Source organism: Microbacterium hydrocarbonoxydans, assembly GCF_011752045.1.
Lineage (GTDB): Bacteria > Actinomycetota > Actinomycetes > Actinomycetales > Microbacteriaceae > Microbacterium.
The window spans coordinates 392385-419087 of record NZ_JAAKXW010000001.1 but is presented as its reverse complement, the minus strand read 5'-3'; the positions used below and the strand labels follow the sequence as shown (position 1 = coordinate 419087).

Below are 26703 nucleotides of genomic sequence, written 5' to 3'. Positions count from 1 at the left end.
TGCGATGACAGTCTATCGGGCCGATGCCCGCTCAGTTCGCCGGCTGCAGCTCCTCCGCCGACGCCGAGCCGGTCTCGATGATCCGCGATGCGCGGATCGGGTGGCCGCTCGTCGATAGGCAGCGCCCGGTCTTCAGGTCCCACTTCCAGTCGTGCATGCTGCACGTGAGGACGCCGTCCTCGTCGACCGTGCCGGTGCGGGTGAGGTCTGCGCGCAGGTGCGGGCAGCGGCGCTGCACGACCCAGTCGCCGATCTCCGCGTCCTCGGTCTGATCGGTCTGCTCCTGGTACCAGTTCTCGACGTACTCGATGCGGTCGACCGAGAGGCACTTCAGGAACGTCGTGAGGAACTCGTTGAACTTGCCGCTGCGGCCCACCGAGAACTGCATCGACAGGAAGATCGAGTTCGACCAGTCGATCTCGTGGTCGCGGATGTTCGTCGAGACGAGATCAGCGGGGATCGTGTACCAGTAGATGCACTCCTCCCCCGCGTACTCGCGGACCTTCGCCCGCGGGAAGTCCACCACCATGTCGAGCTCGCCGATGCGGAAGCGGACGCACCCGCCCACGCCCAGCCGGATGGTGCGCGACTTCTTCATCAGCGGCTCCCACCACTCCTTGATGGCCTGGAGCATCTCGGCCGGCGGGATCACCTCGGCGCGGGAGGCGATCTCGTCCTGGATCTCCTGCTGACGGGAGGCGCGCTGCTCCTCGAGGTAGTCCCACTTCTCGTCGAAGACGTGCGCGATCTCGGAATCCGTGTAGAGCGTCTGCTCGGTCGTCACCTCGCCGCCCTCGACGGTGACCACGGTGCCAGGGATGAAGAGCTGCCCGTCGTACTGCGGCGCCAGCTCCTTCAGGTGCGCGAGGAACTCCTTCTGGTCGGTGAAGATCGACTCGCCGTTGCGGCCGGTGCCGTTGAAGTCGAAGAGGTCGTCGCGGAGGAACATCGGCGGGCCGGCCATCGGGAAGACGTGCGGGGCGTCGACCTTCTCGATGTAGTACATCGCGCGCTTGTTCTGCGCGTCGCGCTTGAGCTTCGCGAAATTCTGCTTCGCGTCCATCGGCAGGTCGTAGACCATCGGCCACCAGATGGCGCCGGAGACCTGCGTGAAGTAGGCATCCGGCTTGCCGAAATGCAGCAGCTTCTCGAGGTCGAGCGGATGCGAGTCGTTCTGGTTCAGGACCGAGCCGGTGCCGTCGTCGATGCTGAGGGACGAGTCGCCGATCGGACCGTCGCTGGGCGCGCGCAGCGGCGTGATCATGATCTTCAGGTCGCCGCGCTCGATGATCTCGCCGGCCGGCGCGTAGGTGATGTTCGTGTAGCCGAGGGCGCGGATGTCCTGCTCGAGGTCGTCGATCGGGTACTCGGGCAGGAGCACCTCGATGTCCTTGCGGATGTAGCGCTCGAGGAGCCTCGGGTCGAAGTGGTCGCGGTGCCGGTGCGAGATGTACAGGAAGTCGGCCTCGCGGCCGAAGCGCTCCCAGTCGAGGCCGCGGTTGTCGGGGAAGGGGAACCAGGATCCGTAGAAGGACGGACCGAGAACGGGGTCGCAGATGATGTTGCCGCCGACCGTCTCGATGAACATCCCGGCGTGGCCGAGTCCCGTGATCCGCATGTGACTACCTCCTGATCGAACCGTTCGAGTCTACCGGCGGGCTCCTGTGCGCCCACGGTGACGAGCCGGGAGAAACGTCACTCCTCGAAGAGGCCGCGGATGTCGTCGGCGGTGAGGGACTGCGCGAAGAGGTCTTCGTCGTCCATGACCGCGGTGAACAGCCGCGCCTTGCGCTGCTGCAGCTCGCGCACCTTCTCCTCGATCGTCCCCGCGGCGATCATCCGGTAGACGAACACCTGGCTCGTCTGCCCGATGCGGTGCGTGCGGTCGACCGCCTGCGCCTCCGCGGCCGGGTTCCACCACGGGTCGAGCAGGAAGACGTAGTCTGCCTCGGTGAGGGTGAGGCCGAAGCCGCCCGCCTTCAGGCTGATGAGGAACACCGGCTGCTCCCCCGTCTTGAACCCGTCGACCACGTCCTGCCGCCGGCGGGTGGAGCCGTCGAGGTGCGCGTACGGGATCCCGGCATCCTCGAGGCGCCCGGCCGCCATGTCGAGGAACGTGGTGAACTGGCTGAAGACGAGGGCACGGTGCCCCTCCGCCTGCAGTTCGGCGATCCGCTCGCGCAGGACGTCGAGCTTTCCGGAGCCGATGTGCGCGTCGTCCTCGTCGACGAGGCCGGGGGCCAGGCTCAGCATCCGCAGCAGCGTCAGCGAGCGGAAGACGATGAAGCGGTTGCGATCGAGATCGTCGATGAGTCCGAGCACCTTCTGCCGCTCGCGCTGCAGCACGACGTCGTAGAGGGCGCGGTGCGCCGGGCTGAGTTCGACCTCGAGCACCTGCTCCTGCTTGGGCGGCAGATCGGCGGCCACGAGCTCCTTGGTTCGGCGCAGCATGAGCGGGCGCACGCGGCGGCGCAGCTGGGCGAGCCGCCGGGCACGGTACTCCCCGCCCTCCTCGTTCTCCGGGACCTTGCCCTTCTCGATCGGCTGGATGTAGCGGTCGCGGAACCGGCGCGCCGAGGGGAACAGCCCGGGCGCCGCCAGCTTCAGCAGCGACCACAGCTCGGACAGGCTGTTCTCCATCGGCGTGCCGGTGACGGCGTAGGTCACGTCTGCGCGGAACGCGGAGATCGCGCGGTGCAGCTTGGTCTTCGGGTTCTTCACGAACTGGGCCTCGTCGAGGATCAGCCCCGCCCACTCGACACCGCTGAACTCCTTCTCGTCGAGCCGGGCGACGGTGTACGAGCTCACGACCACGTCGGCGGAGGCCGCGGCATCCGCCAGTCCGCGAGGGCTCCGGCCGCTGGTGCTGTCGACGATCGCGACGCGCAGCCCCGGGGTGAAACGGGCGGCCTCGGTCTTCCAGGTGCTCAGCACCGAGGTGGGCGCCAGCACGAGGAAGGGGCGCTGCTCCCCCGACTCGCGCGTGTGCAGCATGAAGGCGAGCAGCTGCAGGGTCTTGCCGAGCCCCATGTCGTCGGCGAGGATCCCGCCGAGCCGGTGCCGCCAGAGGAAGGCGAGCCAGTCGAACCCGGTCTTCTGGTACGGGCGCAGCTCGGCCGTCAGGCCGGCGGGGACCGGAGTCGCGGGCACGCCGGTGGCTTGGCGGAGACCGTCGGCCGTCGCGCGCCAGCTCACCGCCGGCTGCGCCTCGTCGGCGAGGTCTTCGAACTCCTCCCAGAGGTCGAGCTGGTAGCGGCTGATGCGAGGACCGGTCTCCCACTCGGCGAGCTCCCCGGCCTCGTCGATGAGCTCTCGCAGCCTGTCGAGTGCCGGGTGGTTCAGCGAGAAATAGCTGCCGTCGACGAGCAGGAGCTTCTTCCTGCCCCTGCTCATCGCGGTGAACAGCGGACCGAACGGGATGCTCCGCCCGTCGATCGTGACGATGATGCCGAGGTCGAACCAGTCGGCATCCGTCGTCTCGACCGTCGACACCGTGACCGCGGGCTCGCCGGTCAGCTCGCGATAGTCCTTGCGGGTGCCCGTCGTCTCGATGCGGACTCCGGCGGCCTCCAGGGCCGGTACGACGTGCGCCACGAACGCCGCGGCGTCGATGTCATGGAAGGAGCCCGAGACCGCGAACCGCGCCGTGGTGTGCTCCTGCCAGATCCGCTCGATCCCGGCGCGCGTGCGCGCTTCCGCCTCGATGTCACGCACAGCGGCCGGCCCGGCCGCGAAGGGGACGGTTCCGAAGCCTCGGTACGACCATTCGAACCGGTGGCTGACGACGTCGCCGCGCTCGAAGGACACGTGCAGCACGGCGACCGGCGCCGGCACCTCGGGAAGCGACACCGGACCGCTCGTGCGCACAGTGGCGCGCCGGGCGAGCAGCGGATACGCCTCGGCGATGAACGCCGCTTCCTCGTCGGGCGGCACGACCAGCGCACTGCGGGCTCCGAGCAGTGCACGCAACTGCTCACTGAGCGGCGTCTCGGCGAGGGTGATCTCCATGCGGCTGCCGAGGAGCGTGGCCGCGTACACCCCGGTGCGCCCGATCGGGTGCACCTCCCCGGCGGGGACGGCTCGATCGTCGATCGTGACTCCGGCGCTGACGGAGAGCGCCCCTGCCTCGTCACGCTCGATCGAGGCGACGATCTCGGCCGCGTCGGCCAGTCGCACGGTCGCGTGCTTCTGGCTCGGCACCAGCGGGATGCCGAGTGCGGCGCCCGCGCGCAGGTGCTCCCAGAGCAGGGTCGACTCGATCTGGTCGACGACCAGCCAGTCGCCGGCGCTGCCGGAGAGCAGAGAATCGCGGGAGATGCTGAGCAGGTCGCCGAACCAGCGGGTCTGCGTCCTGCCGAACTGCGCGGTGTCGCGGCGGACGACGTCCCAGCTCGCGTGCCCCTGGATCCAGGCACCGGTCTGCGCGCTGCGCATGAGCGGGCGGATGCCGAGGAGGAGCTCGCCGTCCGGCTTGGCGAGGTCGCGCGGTGTCGCCGGGCGCACGGCCCGCGGCGCCCAGTGGTTGTCGCCGCGTGCATCGCGGTGACGCAGCTCGACGCCGAGCGCGAGCGCCTGCGTCCGTGCCGTGCTCGCCGTGTCGATCAGGGCGCGCCAGGACGGCCCGGGCGCAGGCGTCGCGGGTGTCGCGGGTGCCGGTGCATGATCGGAGGTCCTCGCGCCGGGCTGCTGCGCGTACTCGTGCACGTTGGACGCGAGCAGCGCGGCCACGACGTGCTTGCACGCCGACCGCACCGGACAGGAGCAGCGGGTCGAGCGGACGTGACGACCGCCGTTGGACGACACGAATCCGACCTCGGCGAGGTACTGCGCCCCGCGGCTGCCCTGGACGTACGCCTCGAGCTCCTGGCGGTCCTCGTGCCAGATCAGATCGAGGACGTGCCCCTCACGGAAGTAGGCGAGGCCGCGAGAGTAGCCGCCGGCATCCGTGATCTGCAGGAGATCGCGGAGATCGACGTGAGGCGCGGGCATACCGGCATCCTTCCGGCGGCGTCCGACATCGCGGACGCGGTCGTCACGCGGCGCGCGCCACCCTGGCGAGGACGCCGTGCACGAACGCCCCCGAGTCGTCGGTCGAGAACTCCTTGGCGAGCTCCACCGCCTCGTCGATGGCGACGGCCGTCGGCACCTCGTCGTTGAAGAGGATCTCCCACACGCCGATACGCAGCAGGGCGCGGTCGACGGTGGGCATGCGCTCCAGCTTCCAGTCGCGGCTGTGCGTGGTGATCTGCTCGTCGATCTCGTCGTGGTGATCGATGATCCCGTCCACGATCTCCCGGGCGTACAGCCAGGAGGCCTCGCGCGCGGGCTCGCTCGCCGCGCGCTTGGCCTCGGCTGCGAGGGTCACGGAGACCTCGTCTCCGCGGACGTCCGCGGAGAACAGGATGTCGAGTGCGCGCTTGCGCGCCTTCGTCCGGGCGCTCACGCCTTACTTCTCGCGACCGAGGTAGTCGCCGGTGCGGGTGTCGACCTTGACCTTGGTGCCGGTCTCGAGGAAGAGCGGGACCTGGATCTCGTAGCCGGTCTCGAGGGTGGCGGGCTTGGTGCCGGCCGAGGAGCGGTCGCCCTGCAGGCCGGGCTCGGTGTAGGTCACCTCGAGGATGACCGACGCCGGGAGGTCGATGTACAGCGGGTTGCCGTTGTTCAGCGCGATCGTGACCTGCTGGTTCTCGAGCAGGAAGTTCTTCGCGTCGCCGACCGTGGCGGCGCCGACCGTGATCTGGTCGAAGTCGGTCTGGTCCATGAAGACATAGCCGTCACCGTCGGTGTACAGGTAGGTGTAGTCGCGGCGGTCGACGTTCTCGATCTCGACCTTGGCGCCGGCGTTGAACGTCTTGTCGACGACCTTGCCCGTGAGGACGTTCTTGAGCTTCGTGCGGACGAACGCGCCGCCCTTGCCGGGCTTGACGTGCTGGAACTCGACGACGCTCCAGAGCTGACCCTCGAGGTTGAGGACGACGCCGTTCTTGATGTCTGCGGTAGATGCCATGCTGCAGGAGTTCCGTTCGTTCGTGAAAGTTCGCGGGGCGTGAGCGTGCGCACGCCGACAGTCGATTCTACGGGATGCCGCGGGCGACGCCGTTCGGAGCGCCGATTCCGGCGCGTGTCCACCCCATTGACGAACAGGCCGGCCGCGCTCAGCCTGGAGGCCCGAGGTGAGGAGCCGCCATGATGAATCGAGTGTTCCGGCGCGGTCGGCCGGAGCTGGACCCGACCCTGGTCAGGAGCCAGCCGGCGCTGCGCACCTCCTCCGGCGCGATCTGGATCATCGTCGCCTCGCTGTTCACGGCGGTCTGCCTGGTGCCGCTCATCGGGATCATCGGCCGTGGCGGCGCCCCCGCCGGCATCGCGATCGCGACCGCGGTGCTCCTCGTCGGCCTGCTCGCGGCCATGGTCGTGCTGCGGTTGACCGTGAGCCCCGGTCCGGCACTGCTCAGGGCGCTGGCCGTCTGCTTCATCGCCATGGCCCTGGTGGTCCTGGCGGGCATGATCACCTGCGTCCTGCTGGTGTGGGCGCCACCGGGCTGAGCGCGGGCGGCTAGCCGATGACCGCGACGAGTTCGCGCACGGCGTCCGCATAGCCGTCGACGCCGCGCCCGACGACACGGACGGCGGCGACGTCGTGCAGATACGAGTGGTGCCGGAACTCCTCGCGCGCGTACACGTCGGAGATGTGCACCTCGGCGAACGGAAGGCCGACACCGGTGAGGGCGTCGCGGAGCGACACCGACGTGTGGGTGAGGCCACCGGGGTTGATCACGATCCCCGCGCAGTCCTCGCGCGCGGCGTGGATCGCGTCGATGAGCACGCCCTCATGGTTGCTCTGCAGCGCGCGCAGCTCGTACCCGGCTTCCGCCGCGGCCTCCGCCGTCATCCGCTCGACATCGGCGAGCGTCGCCGAGCCGTAGATCCCGGGCTCGCGCGTGCCGAGCAGGTTGAGGTTGGGTCCGTTGACGAGGAGCAGGCGGCGGGTCACTCCCCCACCTCCTGGTAGGCGGCGAACAGCAGCGACTCGTCCGGCGCCTGAAGCACGGTGGGCTTGGCGATTTCGTCGAGGAGGATGAAGCGGAGCATCCCGCCCCTGCTCTTCTTGTCGCGCTGCATGGTGGCGAGCAGCTGCTGCCAGGCTCCGGCACGGTACGAGGTGGGCAGGCCGAGCGACTCGAGCACGGTGCGGTGGCGCTCGGCGCCGGCATCCGACAGCCGGCCGGCGAGACGGGAGAGCTCGGCGGCGTAGAGCATGCCGACGGAGATCGCGGCCCCGTGACGCCACTTGTACCGCTCGGCGTGCTCGATGGCGTGGCCGAGGGTATGCCCGTAGTTGAGGATCTCGCGCTGCCCGGCCTCGCGGAAGTCGTCGGAGACGACGCGGGCCTTCATGTCGATGGCGAGCTCGACGGCACGCCGGAACTCCGGCGTCGTGGTGTCGACGGCGCGCACAGGGTCGGCCTCGACGATGTCGAGGATCTCGGGAGCCCAGATGAACCCGGCCTTGACGACTTCCGCGAAACCGGCGGTGGCCTCGTTCGCGCTGAGGCTGCCGAGTTCGTCGAGGTCGCCGATCACGGCGCGCGGCGCCCAGAACGCCCCGACCAGGTTCTTGCCCTCGGCGGTGTTGATGCCGGTCTTGCCGCCGACCGAAGCGTCGACGAGGCCGAGAACCGTCGTCGGCACCTGCACCACCTGGACGCCGCGCAGCCACGTGGCTGCGACGAAGCCGGCGAGATCGGTCACCGCACCCCCGCCGTAGCCGATCACGGCATCGGTGCGAGTGAAGTCCGCCTGACCCATGACCTGCCAGCAGAACGCCGCGACCTCGATGCGCTTGCCCTGCTCGGCATCCGGCACCTCCGCCAGGAGCACCTCGCGCGGACCGTTCTCGGTGTCGGCGAGGAGCCGCTCGCGGAGCTCCGCTGCGCGGGCGGCAAGGGTCGGCGGGTGCACGACGAGCACCTTCCGCACCGTCGGCGCGAGGGCGGCGGAGACGCTGTCGAGGATGCCTCGGCCGATCGTGATGTCGTACGGATCGTTCCCCGTGACGCTGATGGTTGTCGTGGTCATCCCTGTTCTCTCCTCCATGTCGCGATGTCGTCCGCGATCCGCTGCATCGGACGGCGGGACGTGTCGAACGTCACCGTCGCGACCTCCTCATACCAGGCCAGGCGCTCCGCGAAGATCTGCTTCCAGCGCTCCAGCGGGTCCTCGGCGTCGAGCAGGGGCCTGCCGCCGCCGGAGATCCGCTCCGCGACCGCGTCCTCCGAGACGGTGAGGAAGACGACGGGATGCGCGCGGAGCAGCTCACGCGTTCCTGCATCGGTCACCGCTCCCCCGCCGAGGGAGACGACGCCGCCCTCGCTGAGCGCAGCGGCGACCGCGTCTCGCTCGAGCGAACGGAAGTGCGTCTCGCCGTGCGCGGCGAAGATCTCGGGGATCGGGCCGTGCGCGGCGGCGACGCGCTTGTCGGTGTCGATGAACGGCACGCCGAGCCGGCGGGCGACCCTCCGGCCGACGCTGGTCTTGCCGGCCGCCATCGGGCCGACGAGCACCAGCGTGAGCGGATCAGCCTCGCTCGTCATGCGCGATGAGCGCCGCCTCGGACGCGGGGGTCGTGCGCAGCTCCTCCGGGATCCCGGCGAGGTAGCCCTCGAGGTTCCGACGGGTCTCGCGGATGCTGTCGCCGCCGAACTTCTCGAGCACGGCGCGCGCGAGCTCGATCGCGACCATCGCCTCGGCGACCACTCCGGCCGCCGGCACGGCGCAGACGTCGGAGCGCTGATGGTGAGCGGTGGCGTCCGCCCCGGTGGCGACGTCGATCGTGCGCAGCGCGTGCGGGACGGTGGCGATCGGCTTCATGCCGGCGCGGACGCGGAGCACGGTGCCCGTGGACATGCCGCCCTCGGTGCCGCCGGCACGGTCGGAGCCGCGGGTGATCCCGTCAGCGGTGGCGAACAGCTCGTCGTGGGCTGCGGAGCCTCGGCGGCGGGTCGTCTCGAAGCCGTCTCCGACCTCGACGCCCTTGATCGCCTGGATGCTCATCAGGGCCTGCGCGAGACGCGCGTCGAGACGACGATCCCAGTGCACGTGCGAGCCGAGCCCCGGCGGCAGACCGTAGGCGAGCACCTCGACGATGCCGCCGAGCGTGTCGCCGTCCTTCTTCGCGTCGTCGACCTCGGCGACCATCAGAGCCGAGGTTGCCGGGTCGAAGCAGCGCAGCGGATCGGCGTCGAGGGCCGCGACGTCGTCAGGGGTGGGCAGCGGGGAGCCGTCGGGCACCTGCACGGGGCCGATGGAGAGCGTGTGGCTGACCAGGCGGATGCCGAGCTCGCTGAGGAACGAGCGGGCGATCGCGCCGAGGGCGACGCGGGCGGCGGTCTCGCGGGCGCTCGCGCGCTCGAGGATCGGCCGGGCCTCGTCGAAGTCGTACTTCTGCATGCCGACGAGGTCGGCGTGTCCCGGACGAGGGCGTGTGAGCGGGGCGCCGCGCCCGCGGGACTTGTCGGTGAGCTCCACGGGCTCGGGGTTCATGACCTCGATCCACTTCGGCCATTCGGTGTTGCCGATGCGCAGGGCGATCGGGCTGCCGAGGGTCTTGCCGTGGCGCACGCCGCCGGAGATCGTGAGCTCGTCCTGCTCGAACTTCATGCGCGAACCGCGGCCGTAGCCGAGCTTGCGACGCTCGAGATCGGCCTGGATGGCCTCGGAAGACACCGGGACGCCGGAGGGCAGGCCCTCCATGACGGCAATGAGTTCTGGGCCGTGCGATTCGCCGGCAGTGAGCACGCGGAGCATTGCTCTAGTCTCCCATGCGTTTCGGCGGTCGCCGGCCGCGTTTCGTCCCGTCGCGCGTCTGAGCGCTACAGGGCGGCGCGCATCGCCGCGACGACGGCGGCCTCGTCGGGCAGCGAGGTCTCCGGATCTCCGTGCAGGAAGACGCGGATCTGCCGGACTGCCTGGAACAGCAGCATCCCGAGCCCGGAGATCGCCGGCGCGTCGCCCCAGATCCGGGCGAGAGCCGAGGGCCACGGGGCGTAGGCGACGTCGAAGAGGGCACCGCCCCGGGCGGCCAGCGGCGTGGTGACCTCCTCGGGCAGTGCCGTGCCGCTGGGCAGCGTCGCAACCGTGAGGTCGACGTCGCCGGACGGCGCGTCGAGCGTGTCGACCTCGACGTCCACGCCCAGGCGGGCACCCAGGTCAGACAGGCCGGCGGCACGCTCGGGGCGCCGGACGCGCACCTCCGCCTGCGCGACGCCGAGGTCGGCGACGGCCACCAGAGCGGACGCCGCGGTGGCTCCTCCGCCGAGGATGCGGACACGGTCGAGCCGGTGGATGCCGTGCTCCCCCAGCGCGTCGACGATGCCGCCGACGTCCGTGTTGAACGCGGCGAGCCGGTCGCCGAAAAGGAGGGTGTTCGCCACGCCGGTGAGCTCGGCGTGACGGTCGTGCGTCTCCGCGATGCGATGCGCCTCGTCCTTCAGCGGCATCGTGAGCGACAGCCCGCGCCAGGAGTCGTCGAGGGAGGCGATCGTGTCGCGGAACGCGGCCTCGGTCACCTGACGCCGGCCGTACTCCCAGTCGAGTCCGAGCACGGCATACGCGGCGGCGTGCAGCTGCGGCGACTTCGAATGGGCGATCGGGTCGCCCCACACGGCGAGACGCGTGTGCGTCACTTCGCGCATCCGCCGTCCGGGTGCTCCTTGCACCAGGCGTCCCACTTCTCGATCCCCTCGAGGTGCTCCTCGTAGGTCTCGGAGAACTGGGTCTCGCCCGTCTCCAGGTTGATGGTGACGAAGTACAGCCACGGCCCCGGCTCCGGGTGCATGGCCGCCTTGATCGCGGCGTCGCTGGAGCTCGCGATCGGCGTCACCGGCAGCCCGGTGTGCACATAGGTGTTCCACGGGTTCGGGTCGGCGAGCGCCTCGGCCGAGCTGGACACGACGCCCTCGTGCAGTGATCCGTAGCCGTACTGGGCTGTGGAGTCCATCTGCAGCTTCATGTCGATGTCGAGACGGTTCTGGATGACCTGCGACACCTTCGCGAAGTCCGCCGTGCGCCCCTCGCGCTGGACGATCGACGCGATCGTGAGGACGCGCTGCTCGTCGCCGGCAGGTACGCCGGCCTCCGTGAGCGACTCCCGGGTGCGGTCCACCATCCGCTGGATCACCTGCTGCGCGGTGACGCCGGGGTCGAACGTGTAGACGGCGGGGAACAGCCAGCCCTCGAGGCTCTGCGCGGTCACGCCGTAGACCGACGGGTCGGCGACAGCTGCCTGGAAGTCCTCGAGCGGCAGGCCGAGCACCTCCGCCATCTCCGGCAGCGAGGAGGAGATGGTGGCGCCCTCGCCGACGCTGACGGAGTTCTCCAGCTTGTTCTCGGGGTTCTTGATGGCTTCGAGGGCCGCCTCTGCGGTCATCTTCTCCTGGAGGCGGTAGACGCCGGGATAGAACGTGACGGCGATGTTCTCCTCGACGAGGTAGTCGTAGAACACGTCCTCGGTGCGGGTGACGCCGGCCTCGAAGAGCGAGGAGGAGACCGGACCGCCCGTGTCGCCCTCGTGGATGGTGACGAGCACCTCGCCGGTGGCGAGGCCGGGCTCCCAGTCCGTGGGAGGGCCCCAGCCCATGAGGTCGCTGATCTTCTCGCTGTACGTGTTCCAGGCCCAGACGCCGGCGCCGGCGATTCCGCCGAGAATGGCGAGAACGACGATGAGGGCGATGAGGCAGCCGCGACGCCGCTTCCTCTTCGGCGTGGCGTGGTCCTCATGGTCGTCGTGGTGGCCGCCGAAGAGATCGTGCAGGCCGCCGGCGTGCTCCGGCTCGGCCTGCGCCGGCTCGGAGGGCACGGCCACGGCGGGCGACCCGGAGGGGATGCTCTGGCCAGGGTGCCCGGAGGGAGCGCTCTCCGCCGCCGCTGCCTGCGCGGATGCCGAGGCGGAACCCGCCGCCGGCTGATCGGCCGCCTGCGGGAAGGCGAAGGGCTCGCTCGCCGTCGCCGCCTGGGCGGCCGCACGGGCGGCCCGACGGGAGCCGGGCGCCGGTGCGCTGTCGGCCTGAGGGACGTGCTCCGCCGGGGCAGGCAGGTTCTCGAACAGGTCGCCGAGGCGGTCGTCCGCATCGTGCCGGGGGGAAGCACTCTCGCGTTCGGGCATCGTCAGGGGGACTCCTCGTGGGGCGGAATCACGGCACCGGGCGGGTTCCCGGTGCTCTTCTCCGTGTCGATCGCCTGCTGCAGGAGGACCACTGCGGCGACCTGATCCACAATGCTACGAGAGTTCTTCTGGGTTCTGCCCGAAGAGCGCAGCGCGGCGTGTGCGGTGACCGTGCTCAGCCGCTCGTCGACGAGCCGCACGGGGACGCCTGTCCTCCCCTGCAGAGCCGCCGCGAACTCCCGCGCATCCGTGGTCGACGCCGTGTCGGCGCCCTGCATGTTCACGGGGAGGCCGACGACGAACTCCAGCGGCTCGTACTCCGCGGCGATCTCCGCGATCCGGTCGATCGACGTGTCGCTGCGCGGCACCGTCTCGACGGGTACGGCGAGCATGCCGTCGGGGTCGCACCGGGCGACCCCGATGCGCGCCCTGCCGACGTCGATGCCGAGCCGCACGCCGCGACGGAACCCGCTCACGCTGCGCGCAGCTCCTGCGACACGGCGTCCAGCGCGGCCGGGAGGGCCGCGGCATCCGTGCCACCGCCCTGGGCGACGTCGTCGCGACCGCCGCCGCCGCCGCCGAGGACGGAGGCGGCGCGCTTCGCGAGCGCTCCCGCCTTCGCTCCGGCCGCACGGGCGGCGTCGTTCGTCGCGACCACGACGACCGGGCGTCCGTTGACCACAGCGCCGAGCGCCACGACGGCCGCCTCGGAGCCGAGCCGGTCGCGCACGCCGTTGACGAGGTCGCGCACATCGTCGGCCGAGGCGACCTCGCCGAGCGACTGGGCGGCGATTCGGAAGGCACCGACGCGCTGCGCGGCATCCGCGATCGCCGGCACCTGGCCGGCACGCTCCTTGGCCTCGAACTGGGCGATGCGCTTCTCCGCGGCCTTGAGGCTCGCGGCGAGATCGGCGATGCGCTCCGGGAGCTGCTCGCGCGGCGTCTTCAGCGAGCTGGTGAGCTGCGAGACGATCGCCCGCTCGGCGGCGAGCTCGCGGAAGGCGTCGGCGCCCACGAGAGCCTCGATGCGACGGTTGGACGCGCCGACCGACGACTCGCCGATGACGCTGACGAGTCCGATCTCGGCGCTCGTGCTCACGTGGGTGCCCGCGCAGAGCTCGCGCGACCAGGGACCGCCGATGTCGACCATCCGCACCACGTCGCCGTACTTCTCGCCGAACAGCGCCATGGCGCCGGCCTCCTTGGCCTCGTCGAGGGAGACGATGCGGGTGGTGACCTCGAGCGCGTCCTGCACGGCGCGGTTCGTGATGTCCTCGATCTCCGTGCGGGTCTCCGCGGAGAGCGCCTGAGACCAGGAGAAGTCGAAGCGCATGTAGCCGGCGCGGTTCAGCGATCCCGCCTGCGTGGCGGTCTTGCCGAGCGTGTCGCGCAGGGCGGCATGCACGAGGTGCGTGGCGGAATGCGCCTGACGCGCGGCACGGCGGTTCGCGGCATCCACGACCGTGGTCGCGGCGTCGCCGACCGCGACGGAGCCGCGGCTCACCTCGACGGTGTGGCTGATGAGACCGGGAACGGGGCGCTGCACGTCGAGCACCTCGAGCTCGAAGCCCGGACCGACGATGGTCCCCTTGTCGGCGACCTGGCCCCCGGACTCGGCGTAGAGAGTCGTCTCGGCGAGCACGACCTCGGCGATCTGGCCCTCCGAGGCGCTCGTGACGACCTGACCGTCGACGAGGATGCCGAGCACGCGCGACTCGACCTCGAGAGCGGTGTAGCCGTCGAAGCCGGTCTCGCCGAGGGCGCGGAGGTCGCGGTACACCGAGACGTCGGCGAGCTGGCGCTTGCGGTTGCGGGCGTCGGCCTTGGCCCTGGCGCGCTGCTCCTGCATGAGCGTGTCGAAGGCGGCCCGATCGACGTCGAGGCCGGCCTCCTCCGCGACCTCGAGCGTGAGGTCGATCGGGAAGCCGTACGTGTCGTGGAGCAGGAAGGCCTCGGAGCCGCTGAGCGTCTTGCCGCCGCCCTTCTTCGTCTCGTCGAGGGCGAGGTCGAGGATCGTCGAGCCCTGGGCGAGGGTGCGGCGGAAGGTCTCCTCCTCGGCGAAGGCCGCCGCCGAGAGCGTGGACCACTCCGTCTCCAGCACGGGATAGGCGGTCTTCATCGCGTCTCGGGATGCCGCGAAGAGCTCAGGGAACACCGGCTCGTCGACGCCGAGCAGGCGCATGGCGCGCACCGAGCGGCGCATCAGGCGGCGCAGGATGTAGCCGCGGCCCTCGTTCGACGGGCGGACGCCGTCGGAGAGGAGCATGAGCGAGGAGCGGACGTGGTCGGCGACCACGCGGAAGCGGACGTCGTCCTCGTGCACGGCGCCGTACCTGCGGCCGGAGAGCTCGATCGCGCGGTCGAGGACCGGACGCACCTGGTCGGTCTCGTACATGTTCTCGACGCCCTGCTTGAGGAACGCGACGCGCTCGAGCCCCATGCCGGTGTCGATGTTCTTCATGGGCAGGTCGCCGACGATGTCGAACTCGGTCTTGCCCCGGATGTTCTCGATGAAGTCCTGCATGAACACCAGGTTCCAGATCTCCAGGAACCGCGAGTCGTCGGCGGCGGGGCCGCCGTCCTTGCCGTAGGCGGGGCCGCGGTCGAAGAAGATCTCGGAGTCGGGGCCACCGGGGCCGGGCTGCCCGGTGTTCCAGTAGTTGTCCGCACGGCCCAGACGCTGGATGCGCTCGGGCTTGAGGCCGATGATGTCGCGCCAGATGGCCTCGGCCTCGTCATCGGTCTCGTAGACCGTGACCCAGAGGTCCTTCTCGTCGAACCCGAGTCCGCCGTCGGCCTCGGAGCTCGTCAGCAGCTCCCAGGCGTAGCGGATCGCGCCCTCCTTGAAGTAGTCGCCGAACGACCAGTTCCCGAGCATCTGGAAGAAGGTGCCGTGACGGGCGGTGCGTCCGACCTCTTCGATGTCGTTGGTGCGGATGCACTTCTGCAGGTCCGCGATGCGGGGATGCGGCGCGGGGACGACACCGGTGAGATACGGGATCATCGGCACCATGCCGGCCACCGTGAACAGCAGCGACGGGTCATCGCTGACCAGGGATGCCGAGGGGACGATCAGGTGGTCGTTCTTCTCGAAGTAGTCGAGATAGCGCTGCGCGATCTCCGCAGTTTTCATAGCTGTGCCGGGTGTCCTTGCTTGAGAGAGGTGAAGCGGGCGCGCGAGGGCGCGGAGAGGTCAGTCGTCCGCCGGCTCGGTGAGCCGTGCCTGCTGCTCGCGGTAGGCGTCGCCGATGATCGCGGTGAACTCGTTGATCCTGGCGTCGACCTCGGCGAGGAGGTCATGCCCGCGCGGGTCCTTGTTCATGAAATGCGCCGCGACGAAGCCGCCGATCACACCGATCAGGAACCACAGCACGTTCTTCATGTCGTCATCCTTGCCTAGACCCGCGAAGGCGCGGTGCCTCCATCGTATGCGGAAACGACAGGAGGCGTCGGGTCACCCCGACGCCTCCTGCTGAATCGCTGGAATCAGCGAGCTGCGTAGTACTCGACGACGAGCTGCACTTCACAGGTCACGGGGACCTCGGCGCGCTTCGGACGACGGACCAGGCGTGCCTGCAGCTTGTCGAGCTCGACCTCGAGGTAGCCCGGAACCGGCGGCAGGACCTCGGCGTGACCGCCGGCCGCTGCGACCTGGAAGGGCTCGGTGCCCTCGCTCTTGGCCTTGACGTGGATGAGCTGACCCGGCTTCACGCGGAACGACGGGCGGTCGACGAGCTGGCCGTCGACGAGGATGTGACGGTGCACGACGAGCTGACGGGCCTGTGCGGTGGTGCGGGCGAAGCCCGAACGCAGCACGAGGGCGTCCAGACGCATCTCGAGGAGCTCGACCAGGTTCTCACCGGTCAGGCCCTCCGTGCGGCGGGCCTCGTTGAACGTGTTCCGCATCTGCTTCTCGCGGATGCCGTACTGCTCGCGCAGACGCTGCTTCTCACGCAGGCGGACGGCGTAGTCGCTGTCAGCCTTGCGCTTGGTGCGGCCGTGCTCGCCCGGAGCGTAGGGACGCTTCTCGAGGTAGCGGGCGGCCTTCGGGGTGAGGGCCACGCCGAGGGCGCGGCTGAGACGGACCTTGCGGCGGTCCTGAGACTTCGTGGTCACGAAGCATCCTTCCTTGACGCGGTCGCGACTTTCGCGACTCGCGGACGTATCACCCGCGCTCTGCCTCGGGGCGCACGCCGGGGCGCCGTCGAGGTGTGGTGTGAACGAGGAGATGCTCGAAAACACGGTTTCGAGCCGATCAAGTCTAACAGATCGCCTCTTCCGCCCGCGGAGACCCCGGCCCGCACCGCGACCGGCCGATAGGATGCGGAGCGTGCAGGGAGTGGTCCGCGTGCGAATCGAGGCGGCCGACGCCCTCGACCCGACGCGTTTCGACGATCCGGATGCGCAGAAGGCGGTCGCCTGCATCCGGCTCCTCGCCGCCGACGGCGTGGAGTCGTGCGTGGCCAACGCTCGCGGCACGATGCTCGCCGTCGTCGTCGACGACGCGGTCGTGCTCCCCCTGTTCGTGCCCGATGCGCGCTCGCGGGACAACACCGCCTACACCTCGTCGATGTACGCGCACTACGTCTCCTACGCGCGCGCCGAGCTCCGGGAGCTGAGGTCGGCGATGACGCAGCGCCTCGCCGCACTCGCGCTTCTCCCCGTCGCCGCGCTGCTGCGGGTCGCCCGCATCGACGATGCCGTCTACATCAACAACTGGCTGCTCTCGACCAACCTCTATCCGGCGCTCGCGCCCGAGGCCGTCGCGGCCGTCACGGCGGCGGTCGCCGCCCGGTTCCCAGGGCGCTACGTCGTCTGGAACTCGATCAACGAGCACACGACGGGCGCGCTGCACACCCGGATGCGAGAGCTCGGCTACCTGACGCTGTTCAGCCGCAGCGTCTGGATCCAGGACGTGTACGAGGGGCTCGGCAGCCGCATCGAACACGTCCTGCGCCGCGAGCGTCGTCTCGCCGCGCGGTCGGAGTACCGCTTCCGCGGCTTCGGCTCCCACCCGGACCCGCGGATCGAGGACGGCGCACCCAGGGACCGTGCGGACGCGGCGCGCACGGCCGAGCTGTACCGCCTGCTCTACACGGAGAAGTACTCCGCGCACAATCCGCAGTTCACGTCACGGTTCGTGGAGCAGGCGCATGCCGCCGGCGTCATCGACTGCGAACTGCTCGCCCAGCGCGGAAAGGAGGCGGTCGGCGTCATCGGGCACATCGCACTGAACGGCGTCCTCACCACTCCGATCCTCGGATACGACCTCGATCGGCCGAGGCAGGACGGGCTCTACCGCATCCTCTCCATCCGCCTGCAGGACAAGGCCCGCGACCTCGGCCTCGTCTTCCACAGCAGCGCGGGTGCCGGGGAGTTCAAGAAGAGCCGCGGCGCGAGGAATCACCTGGAGTACCGCATGATCGCGCTCCACGGCGTCCCGCGATGGCGCGGCGCCCTCGTGCGCAGCTTCGCCGCGCTCGCCGAACGGGTGGTCGTGCCCATGATGATGCGCAGGGGCCTGTGATGCGGGCGCTCGTGCTGGGCGGAAGATCACCCGTCGCGCTGGAGATCGTGCGCAATCTCGGCCGTCACGGACACGAGGTGCACGTGGCCGAGTCCGTCGCGGTGAACCCCGCCGGGTGGTCGCGGCACGCGAGCGGGAGCATCCGGATCCGCTCGCCCCGATTCCACTTCCGCGCCTTTCTCCTGGACCTCGCCGCGGCGGTCGAGAGGCACGGCATCGACCTCCTGATCCCCACGTGCGAGGAGACCTTCTTCGTGGCACGCGGAGCCGAATGGCTGCGGCAGCGCTGCCCCGGGCTGCGGGTCGTCTCGGGGCCGTTCGACGACATCGCCGCGCTCCACGACAAGCACCGGGCGATGGGGATCCTGGGGCGGCTCGGTGTCCCCGTGCCGGAGACCGAGCTCATCCGGGGACCCGAGGAGTTGGATGCGCTGCTGAGACGCGATCGGTCCCGGCCGCTCGTGCTCAAGCGGCGCTTCTCGCGGTTCGGCGTGCAGGTGCGTCTCCTGCCGCCGGGGGCCCGCCGGGTGCAGCCGGAGATCGAGTTCGATCGCGACGAGCACCATGCGAGGATCGCTCCGGACCTCGCAGGCGACTGGGTCGCGCAGGAGCACGTCGATGGACGCCTCCACTGCGCATACGCCTACGCGCACGAGGGGCGGCTGCTCGCCTGCGTGCAGTACGCGGATGCCCGCGCCGCATCATTCAAGGTCCTGACCTCGTTCCGGCCCGTCCACGACCCGCGGTTCCAGGAGGCGATCGAGCGCACGGTCGCGGGGCTGCGCTTCTCGGGGCACATCTCGCTCGACGCGATCATCGGGGAGGATCGCATCGCCGTCATCGAATGCAATCCCCGTGTCACCAGCGGCATCCACTGCCTCCCGGATGCCGACCTCGGCGCGCTCTTCACCACGGGGAATCCGGCCGACGCGTCGGCAGCGCCTGCCCCTCCCGTCCCGCCCGTTCCCGTCCCCGCACAGATCCGCATGATGAACCTGCTCCGCCGCGGAGGGCACGACAAGGACGTCCGCGACGTCGTCCACGCCGCGGACGACCGGATGCCGTCGCTCGCCTACGCGCTCCTCCTCGGTGGGTTCGCACTCAGCGCGCTCCGGCACCGGATCCCCCTCGCCGCTGCGACGACGCGGGACATCGAATGGAACGGTCAGGAGCTTCCGGCTCTCTGAGACGCCTCGGCACCGTGCCGCGGTCCGTCCTCAGCCGCGATGCGTCAGCGACCGCCGAGGATCCGCCGGATGCGCTCGAGGCGAGCCGAGATGTCGCGCTCGGCGCCGAGGTTCTTCGGCTCGTAGTAGCGGCGCCCCTCGAGCTCGTCCGGCAGATACTGCTGCGGCAGGATGCCGAACTCGCTGTCGTGCGGATAGACGTAGCCGCGCCCGTGGCCGAGCCGCTTCGCCCCCGGATAGTGCGCGTCCCGCAGATGCAGCGGGACCCGGCCGAACCCGCCCGCTCGGATGTCGGCGATGGCGGCGTCGATGCCGACGTAGGCCGCGTTCGACTTCGCGGTCGTCGCCAGGTACACCGTCGCCTCCGCCAGCGGGATCCGTCCCTCCGGCATGCCGATGAATGCGACGGCGTCGGCGGCGGCGACCGCGATGCCGAGGGCCTGCGGGTCGGCGAGCCCGACATCCTCGGACGCCGAGATGACGAGCCGTCGCGCGATGAACCGCGGGTCCTCCCCCGCCTCGATCATCCTGGCCAGGTAGTGCAGCGCGGCGTCCGGGTCCGAGCCGCGGATCGACTTGATGAACGCGCTGATGACGTCGTAGTGCTCATCGCCCTGCCGGTCGTAGCGCAGGAGGGCCTTGTCGACGGCCTGGGCGACGTCGTCCGCGGTGACCTCCGGAACCTCCGCCCTCTCGTCGTCTCCATCCTCGTCGCCGGTCGCGCGGGAGAGCGCGACGGCGGCGGCCGCCTCCAGCCCTGTGAGCGCGCGACGCGCATCGCCGGAGGCGAGGCGGATGAGCGCAGAGCGCGCCTCGCCGGAGAGCGAGACGCCGCCGCTCAGGCCGCGCGCGTCGGTCACCGCCCGATCGACGAGCACGCCGATGTCGTCGTCGGTGAGCGGCTGCAGGGTCAGCAGCAGCGAGCGTGACAGCAGCGGCGAGATCACCGAGAACGACGGATTCTCCGTGGTCGCGGCGATGAGGATGACCCAGCCGTTCTCGACGCCGGGCAGCAGCGCGTCCTGCTGCGCCTTGGTGAAGCGATGGATCTCGTCGAGGAAGAGGATCGTGGTCTGCCCGTACAGGTCGCGCTGAGTGATCGCCTCCTGCATGACCTCCCGCACGTCCTTGACGCCGGCGGTGATGGCGGAGAGCTCGACGAAGCGCCGGCCTGAAGAGCGCGCGATCGCCTGTGCCAGCGTCGTCTTCCCGGTGCCTGGCGGGCCCCAGAGGATGATGGACACCGCGCCCGGCGAGGACGCGGCGGGATCGGCGAGGGCGACGATCGGCGACCCTGCGCGCAGCAGGTGCTTCTGCCCGGCCACTTCCGCGAGCGACACCGGCCGCATCCGCACGGCGAGCGGCGTCTGCCCTGAGAGCAGTGCGGATGCGGAGGTCATCATCCCAGGCTAATGCGGACGGCGGACACAGGCCCCATTAGGCTGGCGGAGAATCAGGTTCAGCGAGGGAGAACGGCATGGCAGGTCGCGGTTCGAGGAGCGCACAGCAGGCGCGGACGCAGGCGGAGCGCGCCCGGGTGCACGCGGCTCGTATCGCCTGGCACGACGGGCAGATCCGCCGGCGGGTGCGCGACAACGTGGTCGCCGGCATCGCGGGCGGCCTCCTCGTCGTCGCCGCGATCGCGAGCCAGGTCGTGCACGCTCAGGTGACCGCGCCCGAACCGACCCCCACGCCGACCGTCGAGCCCTCCGGCCCGCCGGCGCCCACCGGGACGCCCACTCCTGAGGCCACCACGCCGGCACCGACCCCGACCGAGACGCCTGCCGGTTGACCGGCCCGCCTCACAGGCGGTCCGCCGCGGCGTGAGAGCTTCGCACCACGGCCGTAACGCGGGGAGCGACCCGGCGAAACGCGGACCGGCGACCCTGGGGACAGCGAACACGCTGCTCCCCCAGAACCCGTGGAGGTCGCCCATGTCCTACATCAAGCCCGCCGAGCTCGTCACCCGCATGGTCGACGCCGGCTCATACAAGCTGCAGTTGTCGACCCGCGACACGCTGATCCGCGCCTTCATGGGCGCGGCGATCCTCACCCTCGGTGCCGCCTTCGCGGTGACGGTCTCGACGCAGACCGGTCAGCCGCTGCTGGGTGCGCTGCTGTTCCCGATCGGATTCGTGCTCCTGTACCTGCTCGGCTACGACCTGCTCACGGGCGTGTTCACGCTGACCCCGCTCGCCGTGCTCGACAAGCGGCCCGGCGCGACGGTCGGAGCGGTGATGCGCAACTGGGGGCTGGTCTTCCTCGGCAACTTCGGCGGCGCCTTCCTCGTCGCCGTGCTGATGGCCGTGTACTTCACGTACGGCTTCTCCGCCGAGACCAGCCCGGTGGGCCTCGCGATCGGCGAGATCGGCCACGGCCGCACGGTCGGCTACGCCGAGCACGGTGCGGCGGGCATGCTCACGCTGTTCATCCGGGGCGTGCTGTGCAACTGGATGGTGTCCACCGCCGTGATCCTGTCGATGGTGTCCGAGAACGTCATCGGCAAGATCGTCGCGATGTGGCTCCCGATCTCGCTGTTCTTCTACATGGGATTCGAGCACTCCATCGTCAACATGTTCCTGTTCCCCTCCGGTCTGCTGCTCGGCGCCGATTTCACGATCATGGACTACCTGATCTGGAACGAGGTCCCGACCGTGGTCGGCAACCTCGTCGGCGGACTGCTCCTCGCGGGGCTCCCGCTGTACCTCACCTACGGACGCCCTGCGGCGCGCCGGGTCCGCGTGCCCCGGGCACGGGTCGCGAGCACGCCCGAGGTCGCCCTGCCGACGACGGCGGAGCGGACGCCCGAGGCCGTGCCGGTGGCCTGACCCGGAGTGGGAAGTGGAGAGGGCCGGCGGGATGGTTCCCACCGGCCCTCTCCTCTTTCTCGGAATCAGCTCTCGTACACCGCCAGGCGGTACCCGCGCTTCACGACCGTCTGCACGATGTCGACGCCGCCCAGGGACTCGCGCAGACGCGCGATCGCGACCTCGACGGCATGCCCGTTCCGGTCCCCTCCGGGGAGGACCCTGCCGAGCTCTGCACGCGTGAGCACGCGTCCCTCCGCGACCGAGAGCGCCTCCAGCAGGGCGGTCGCGGAGCGCGACAGGGGCAGGAAACGGGAGTCCACGAGGACGCCGCCGCTGCGGACCTCGATCCGCCCGGCATCCGTCCACAGCGCCGGAGCGTGACCGCCGCCGAAGTGGGCGATCACGGAGCGGGCGAGCGAGCCGAGACGCCCGCGATCGGCGATGGTGGTCGGCAGATCCGCCTGGTGGAGAGGGCCCGCCGTGATCGGCCCGACCGAGGCGAGCAGCAGACGCTCTGCGCGCGCACGGCTGCGGATGCCGTCGAGCGCGCCGACCTCCTCGGCGACGGAGATCCACGACGCCGCTCCCGGCGCGGAGGTGAAGAGCACCGCATCCGCCTCGCCGGAGGCCGCCTGCAGCGCCGACCGCCGGACGATCTCGGGATTCGCGGGCGGCCCCCAGCGGTACACGATCACGCTGAGCACCTCCGCTCCGGCCGCGCTCAGCAGCTCGTCGAGCCCGTCGGAGCCCGCGCCGTGGTGCTGCACGACGACGCGCCGCCCTTCGATGCCGGAGGCGAGCAGGTATTCCCCCACCTCCGCGGCGGTCTCGGATTCGGCGACCCAGTCCGCGGTGAACCCGGCCTGCTGGATCGCGCCATGGGCCTTCGGGCCGCGGGCGACGAACTGCGCATCGCGAAGCGCCGCGTCGAGCTCCTCGTCGAGTCCGTGCTCGTGCGCGGCATCCATCCAGCCGCGGAAGCCGACGCCGGTGGTGACCACCACGATGTCGGGCGGGGACGCGATGAGCTGTCTCGTCCGGCGCAGCAGCTCGGCATCGTCGGCGTTGGGGACGATGCTGAGCGCGGGTGCCCTGTGCACGACAGCGCCACGGCGCTCCAGCGCCGTGGCGAGATCCGCAGAACGACGATCGGCTGCGACGATGATCGTGCAGCCGGCCAGTGCGGAGTCGAGCGCTCGTCCGGGCGTCACGCGGTGCCCGCCGTGAACAGATCCGGAGACGGGAGCAGCACTCCGGCGCGGGCGACCTCACCGATCACGATGACGGCGGGATTGGTCACCTGGGCCTCCTCTGCATCCGCCACGATAGCGCCGATCGTTGTGCGGATCGTGCGCTGGTCCCTGGTGTGGCCGTTCTCGACCACGGCAACGGGCGTCTCCGCCGGGACGCCGGTCGCGAGGGCGGCGGCGGCCAGCTTCGGGATCGCCGCGACCCCCATCAGTACGACGGTCGTCACGGCGGCGTCCGCCATCGACGCCAGCGCCGAGGCGGAGATCTCCCCCTGACCGTTGATCACGTGCACGGCGGAGGCGATCCCGCGGTGCGTCACCGGAATGCCTGCCGCCTGCGGCACCGAGATGGCGCTGCTGACGCCGGGCGTCACGGTGACGGGCACCCCGGCCGCCTCGCACGCGATGACCTCCTCACCGCCGCGCCCGAACACGAACGGATCGCCGCCCTTGAGGCGGACGACGCGGCGTCCCCGGCGGGCGTGACGGACGAGGAGTTCGTTGATCTCCTCCTGGGGCACCGGGTGGTGGCCGGGCCGCTTCCCGACGTCGATCACCTCGACGTGCGGGGCGAGCTGGGATCGCAGCTCCTCGAACGGACCGAGGCGGTCGGCGACGACGACATCCGCCTCCATCAGCAGGCGGTGGGCTCGCACCGTCATCAGGTCCGCCGGCCCCGGGCCGCCGCCGATCAGGTCGACCCGCCCGACCCGCAGGCGCTTCACGACCGGCTCCCGGCGGGAAGCTCCAGGATGACGTCGCCGTCGATGACGTGCACGGGCCACACCCGGAGCGCGGCCTCCGGCTTGCCCTGCGTCTCGACGCACACCCCGGTGCGCAGGTCGAAGACCTGCTTGTGCAGGGGGGAGGCCACGGTGGGGGCATCCCCCCTGGTCCCGACGATGCCGCGCGAGATCACGTGCGCGCCGCTGTACGGGTCGAGGTTGTCGACGGCGTGCACGCTGCCGTCCGGAAGCAGGAAGAGCGCCGCCTGCTCGCCGGCGACGAGCGCGGCCCGCCCCCGCTCCACCTCGAGGTCGGAGAGCGCGCACACGCGCACCGCCGTCTCTGCGATCGTCGTCATCTGCGGACCTCCAATGCCGTTCCGGCGATGAGGACACCGCCGCTGCGTCGTTCTTCTGCGGTCGCCGGACGGATCTGGCCGCGCTCGGCGACATAGGCGAGCGACGGGTCCGGCGTGTCGGCGGCGTTGACGAACGAGTGGAACCTCTGGAGCTTCTCGGGGTCGCGCAGGGTGGCCGCCCATTCGTCCTCGTAGCGATCGACGTGCTGAGCCATCGCGGCGTCGAGATCCGCGCAGATGCCGAGGCTGTCCTCGAAGATCACGGCCTTCAGCCCCTCCAGCCCGCCCTCCAGGTCGTCGAGCCAGGGTGCGGTGCGCTGGAGCCGGTCCGCGGTGCGGATGTAATACATGAAGAACCGGTCGATCGCCCGGATGAGCCCGTCGTCGTCCAGGTCGGTGGCGAGCAGCTGGGCGTGCTTGGGCGCGAATCCGCCGTTGCCGCCGACGTACATGTTCCAGCCGGTCTCCGTGGCGATCACGCCGACGTCCTTGCCCCGCGCCTCGGCGCACTCGCGGGCGCACCCGGAGACGCCGAGCTTGAGCTTGTGCGGCGCGCGCAGGCCCCGGTAGCGCAGCTCGAGCTTCACCGCCATGCCCACGGAGTCCAGGACGCCGTAACGGCACCACGTCGACCCGACGCAGGACTTCACGGTGCGCAGCGACTTGCCGTACGCGTGGCCGGACTCGAACCCGGCGTCGACGAGTCGCTGCCAGATCAGGGGCAGCTGCTCGAGCCGGGCGCCGAACATGTCGATCCGCTGCCCGCCGGTGATCTTCGTGTAAAGCGCGAAATCCTTCGCGATCCGGCCGATCTCCATGAGCCCCTCCGGGGTGACCTCCCCGCCGGGCATCCGCGGCACCACGGAGTAGGTGCCGTCCTTCTGCATGTTGGCCATCACATGGTCGTTGGTGTCCTGCAGGGTGGCATTCTCTCCGTCGAGCACGTGTGCGCCGACGAGGACCGAGAGGATGCTGGCGATCGCCGGCTTGCAGATGTCGCAGCCACGTCCGCGTCCGAATCGCTCGACGATCCCGCTGAAGGTGGTGAGCTGTGCGACACGCACGGCGTCGAACAGCTGACGACGCGACATGTCGAAGTGCTCGCAGAGGGCGTTGGACACGCTATGGCCCATCGCGGCGAGCTCCTGGCCGACGACCTTCTTCACCATCAGCACGCACGACCCGCAGGTCGCGCCCGCCTTCGTGCAGCCCTTGACGGCGGCTGCGTCAGTGCAGCCCTCCTCATGCACGGCCTCGCGGATCCGCCCTGCCGTCACGTTCGAGCAGGAGCAGACGACCGCCTCATCGGGCAGCGCGCCGCCGGGGGCCTCCACCCCGCCCTCCGGGAGCAGGTAGGCCGCCGGGTCTGCGCCCAGCTTCGCTCCGACGAGCGGTCGCAGGGAACCGTACGCCGCCGCGTCGCCGACGAGGATGCCGCCGAGGAGGGTCTGCGCGTCGTCGGAGAGGACGAGCTTCTTGTACACGCCGGCCACCGGATCGGCATAGACGACGTCGAGCGCGTTCGGCGTGGTGCCCATCGCGTCGCCGAAGCTCGCCACATCGACGCCGGACAGCTTGAGCTTGGACGAGTCGTCGTAACCGGGGAAGGTCGCGTCGCCGCCGAGGAGCCGCGTGGCAGCGACCTCGGCCATCGCGTAGCCCGGCGCGACGAGGCCGACGCAGCGGCCTTCGAAACTGGCGACCTCGCCGATGGCGAGGATGTGCGGGTCGGAGGTGGCGCAGCGCTCGTCGATGACGACGCCGCCCCGCGGGTCGACCTTCAGTTCGGCGCTGCGAGCGAGCTCGTCGCGCGGGCGCACCCCCACCGTGAACACGACCACGTCAGCGCGATGGAACGAGCCGTCCTGGAACTCCAGGGCGGTGACGGCGCCGGAATCGTCGGGGTCGAGCCGCGTGGTCCGCGACTCCGTGCGCACGCTCATGCCGCGCGCCTCGAGCAGACGACGCAGCATCGCACCGCCCGCGGCGTCCAGCTGCTGCGACATGAGGCGGTCCGAGTACTGCACCACGGTCGCGTCCACGTCCATGCCCTGCAGGGCTCCGGCGGCCTCCAGCCCGAGCAGGCCGCCGCCGATCACCGCGCCGCGCAGCGGCCGGCCGAGCTTCCGCCCGCGCCGCTCGACGAAGTCCTTCAGGTTCTGCACGTCCTCCACGGTCCGGTAGACGAAGCATCCGGGCAGGTCCGCACCGTCGACCGCGACGCGCGCGGCATACGATCCCGTGGCCAGCACGAGCTTGTCGTAGCCGATCGTGGCGCGTGAGCGCGTCGTCACCGTGCAAGCGGCACGGTCGATGCGGAGCACGCGGTCGCCGGGCAGCAGACGCACCCGGTCGTCGTCGAACACGGCCGCATCCAGCTCGAGATCCTCGGGAGTCGCCCCGGAGAAGAAGCCGGTGAGGCCGACCCTGTCATAGGGACGTCTGCCCTCGTCACCGATCACCGTGATGCGCACGGACGCCCCGGTGCGGCTCAACAGGCTCTCGACGAATCGATGCGCCACCATGCCGGCGCCGACGACCACGATCTCTGCGGGGTGGGGTGCGATGTCGTTCACGCGGGCTCCTGTCGACGTGGGGAGGTGTCGTGCTGGAGACGATAGGAGCGCGGTGTTTCCCGGATGTGACACGGCGTGTTTCACCCGTCGAACGATCTCCTCACAG

Annotated in this window: 24 protein-coding genes; 5 read left to right on the top strand and 19 right to left on the bottom strand. The window is 70.5% G+C overall.

The window, feature by feature from the left end; all coding sequences use genetic code 11:
- Window positions 1-31 precede the first annotated feature (31 nt).
- The 4 genes from G6G98_RS02070 to efp all read right to left on the bottom strand — a co-directional run bounded on the left by G6G98_RS02070 (window position 32) and on the right by efp (window position 6007).
- Complete coding sequence (locus tag G6G98_RS02070; protein WP_164233769.1) at window positions 32-1618, bottom strand: Rieske 2Fe-2S domain-containing protein; 1587 nt, start codon at window positions 1616-1618, stop codon at window positions 32-34.
- A gap of 77 nt (window positions 1619-1695) precedes the next feature.
- On the bottom strand, window positions 1696-4989 hold the full coding sequence (locus G6G98_RS02065; protein ID WP_164233770.1) for an SNF2-related protein: 3294 nt from the start codon (window positions 4987-4989) through the stop codon (window positions 1696-1698).
- Between the two features lie 43 nt (window positions 4990-5032).
- Window positions 5033-5443 (bottom strand): transcription antitermination factor NusB, encoded by a 411-nt coding sequence (gene nusB / locus G6G98_RS02060; protein ID WP_067352056.1) that lies wholly within the window; start codon window positions 5441-5443, stop codon window positions 5033-5035.
- A 3-nt stretch (window positions 5444-5446) separates the two neighbouring features.
- Window positions 5447-6007 carry an elongation factor P gene (gene efp, locus G6G98_RS02055; protein ID WP_045258534.1) on the bottom strand — a complete coding sequence of 187 codons (561 nt, stop codon included), beginning with the start codon at window positions 6005-6007 and terminating at the stop codon, window positions 5447-5449.
- Window positions 6008-6186: 179 nt separating this feature from the next.
- Between efp and G6G98_RS02050 the strand changes: the two genes are divergently transcribed.
- On the top strand, window positions 6187-6546 hold the full coding sequence (locus G6G98_RS02050; protein ID WP_067352060.1) for a hypothetical protein: 360 nt from the start codon (window positions 6187-6189) through the stop codon (window positions 6544-6546).
- A 10-nt stretch (window positions 6547-6556) separates the two neighbouring features.
- Here G6G98_RS02050 and aroQ read toward each other — a convergent pair whose 3' ends face one another.
- From aroQ to rpsD, 10 genes are all read right to left on the bottom strand, one after another.
- Window positions 6557-6994, bottom strand: coding sequence for a type II 3-dehydroquinate dehydratase (gene aroQ / locus G6G98_RS02045; protein ID WP_164233771.1), 438 nt, complete (start codon window positions 6992-6994; stop codon window positions 6557-6559).
- Entirely contained in the window at window positions 6991-8079 is a 1089-nt protein-coding gene (gene aroB, locus G6G98_RS02040) for a 3-dehydroquinate synthase (protein ID WP_164233772.1), read from the bottom strand. Before aroB ends, aroQ begins: the two co-directional genes overlap by 4 nt.
- The gene (locus G6G98_RS02035; RefSeq protein WP_067352066.1) at window positions 8076-8594 is read right to left on the bottom strand and encodes a shikimate kinase; all 519 of its coding nucleotides are present in this window, start codon (window positions 8592-8594) and stop codon (window positions 8076-8078) included. The genes aroB and G6G98_RS02035 overlap by 4 nt, the downstream gene beginning before the upstream one ends.
- Window positions 8578-9807 (bottom strand): chorismate synthase, encoded by a 1230-nt coding sequence (gene aroC / locus G6G98_RS02030; protein ID WP_164233773.1) that lies wholly within the window; start codon window positions 9805-9807, stop codon window positions 8578-8580. The genes G6G98_RS02035 and aroC overlap by 17 nt, the downstream gene beginning before the upstream one ends.
- Window positions 9808-9872: 65 nt before the next feature.
- Window positions 9873-10694 carry a shikimate dehydrogenase family protein gene (locus G6G98_RS02025; RefSeq protein WP_164233774.1) on the bottom strand — a complete coding sequence of 274 codons (822 nt, stop codon included), beginning with the start codon at window positions 10692-10694 and terminating at the stop codon, window positions 9873-9875.
- Window positions 10682-12163 (bottom strand): endolytic transglycosylase MltG, encoded by a 1482-nt coding sequence (gene mltG, locus G6G98_RS02020; RefSeq protein WP_164233775.1) that lies wholly within the window; start codon window positions 12161-12163, stop codon window positions 10682-10684. Before mltG ends, G6G98_RS02025 begins: the two co-directional genes overlap by 13 nt.
- Window positions 12164-12165: 2 nt before the next feature.
- Window positions 12166-12639: a Holliday junction resolvase RuvX gene (gene ruvX / locus G6G98_RS02015; RefSeq protein ID WP_164233776.1), complete on the bottom strand. Its 474-nt coding sequence runs from the start codon at window positions 12637-12639 to the stop codon at window positions 12166-12168.
- Window positions 12636-15296 (bottom strand): alanine--tRNA ligase, encoded by a 2661-nt coding sequence (alaS, locus tag G6G98_RS02010; protein WP_067352078.1) that lies wholly within the window; start codon window positions 15294-15296, stop codon window positions 12636-12638. Before alaS ends, ruvX begins: the two co-directional genes overlap by 4 nt.
- A gap of 60 nt (window positions 15297-15356) precedes the next feature.
- Window positions 15357-15545, bottom strand: a complete 189-nt coding sequence (locus tag G6G98_RS02005) for a hypothetical protein (RefSeq protein ID WP_067352081.1) — start codon at window positions 15543-15545, stop codon at window positions 15357-15359.
- Between the two features lie 104 nt (window positions 15546-15649).
- A complete protein-coding gene (gene rpsD, locus G6G98_RS02000; RefSeq protein WP_052676389.1) occupies window positions 15650-16279 on the bottom strand; it encodes a 30S ribosomal protein S4 in 630 nt (209 codons plus the stop codon).
- A 214-nt stretch (window positions 16280-16493) separates the two neighbouring features.
- On the opposite strand from rpsD, the gene G6G98_RS01995 reads away from it, so the two are divergent.
- Both G6G98_RS01995 and G6G98_RS01990 read left to right on the top strand, forming a co-directional pair.
- Window positions 16494-17690 carry a hypothetical protein gene (locus G6G98_RS01995; RefSeq protein WP_164233777.1) on the top strand — a complete coding sequence of 399 codons (1197 nt, stop codon included), beginning with the start codon at window positions 16494-16496 and terminating at the stop codon, window positions 17688-17690.
- Window positions 17690-18877 carry an ATP-grasp domain-containing protein gene (locus G6G98_RS01990; protein WP_164233778.1) on the top strand — a complete coding sequence of 396 codons (1188 nt, stop codon included), beginning with the start codon at window positions 17690-17692 and terminating at the stop codon, window positions 18875-18877. The genes G6G98_RS01995 and G6G98_RS01990 overlap by 1 nt, the downstream gene beginning before the upstream one ends.
- 44 nt (window positions 18878-18921) lie before the next feature.
- Here the strand turns inward: G6G98_RS01990 and G6G98_RS01985 are convergent, their stop codons facing one another.
- A complete protein-coding gene (locus G6G98_RS01985; RefSeq protein WP_432207057.1) occupies window positions 18922-20280 on the bottom strand; it encodes a replication-associated recombination protein A in 1359 nt (452 codons plus the stop codon).
- A 74-nt stretch (window positions 20281-20354) separates the two neighbouring features.
- Between G6G98_RS01985 and G6G98_RS17205 the strand changes: the two genes are divergently transcribed.
- Complete coding sequence (locus G6G98_RS17205; protein ID WP_164233779.1) at window positions 20355-20669, top strand: hypothetical protein; 315 nt, start codon at window positions 20355-20357, stop codon at window positions 20667-20669.
- Window positions 20670-20811: 142 nt separating this feature from the next.
- A complete protein-coding gene (locus G6G98_RS01975; RefSeq protein WP_067352092.1) occupies window positions 20812-21705 on the top strand; it encodes a formate/nitrite transporter family protein in 894 nt (297 codons plus the stop codon).
- Between the two features lie 65 nt (window positions 21706-21770).
- Here G6G98_RS01975 and G6G98_RS01970 read toward each other — a convergent pair whose 3' ends face one another.
- From G6G98_RS01970 to nirB, 4 genes are read right to left on the bottom strand one after another with little or no spacing between them, the layout of a single operon-like run.
- Complete coding sequence (locus G6G98_RS01970) at window positions 21771-22898, bottom strand: uroporphyrinogen-III synthase (RefSeq protein ID WP_164233780.1); 1128 nt, start codon at window positions 22896-22898, stop codon at window positions 21771-21773.
- Entirely contained in the window at window positions 22895-23662 is a 768-nt protein-coding gene (gene cobA, locus G6G98_RS17105) for a uroporphyrinogen-III C-methyltransferase (protein WP_243841975.1), read from the bottom strand. Before cobA ends, G6G98_RS01970 begins: the two co-directional genes overlap by 4 nt.
- A complete protein-coding gene (nirD, locus tag G6G98_RS17100) occupies window positions 23659-24021 on the bottom strand; it encodes a nitrite reductase small subunit NirD (RefSeq protein WP_067352097.1) in 363 nt (120 codons plus the stop codon). Before nirD ends, cobA begins: the two co-directional genes overlap by 4 nt.
- Window positions 24018-26597, bottom strand: a complete 2580-nt coding sequence (nirB, locus tag G6G98_RS01960; protein WP_279587583.1) for a nitrite reductase large subunit NirB — start codon at window positions 26595-26597, stop codon at window positions 24018-24020. The genes nirD and nirB overlap by 4 nt, the downstream gene beginning before the upstream one ends.
- Window positions 26598-26703: the final 106 nt, after the last annotated feature.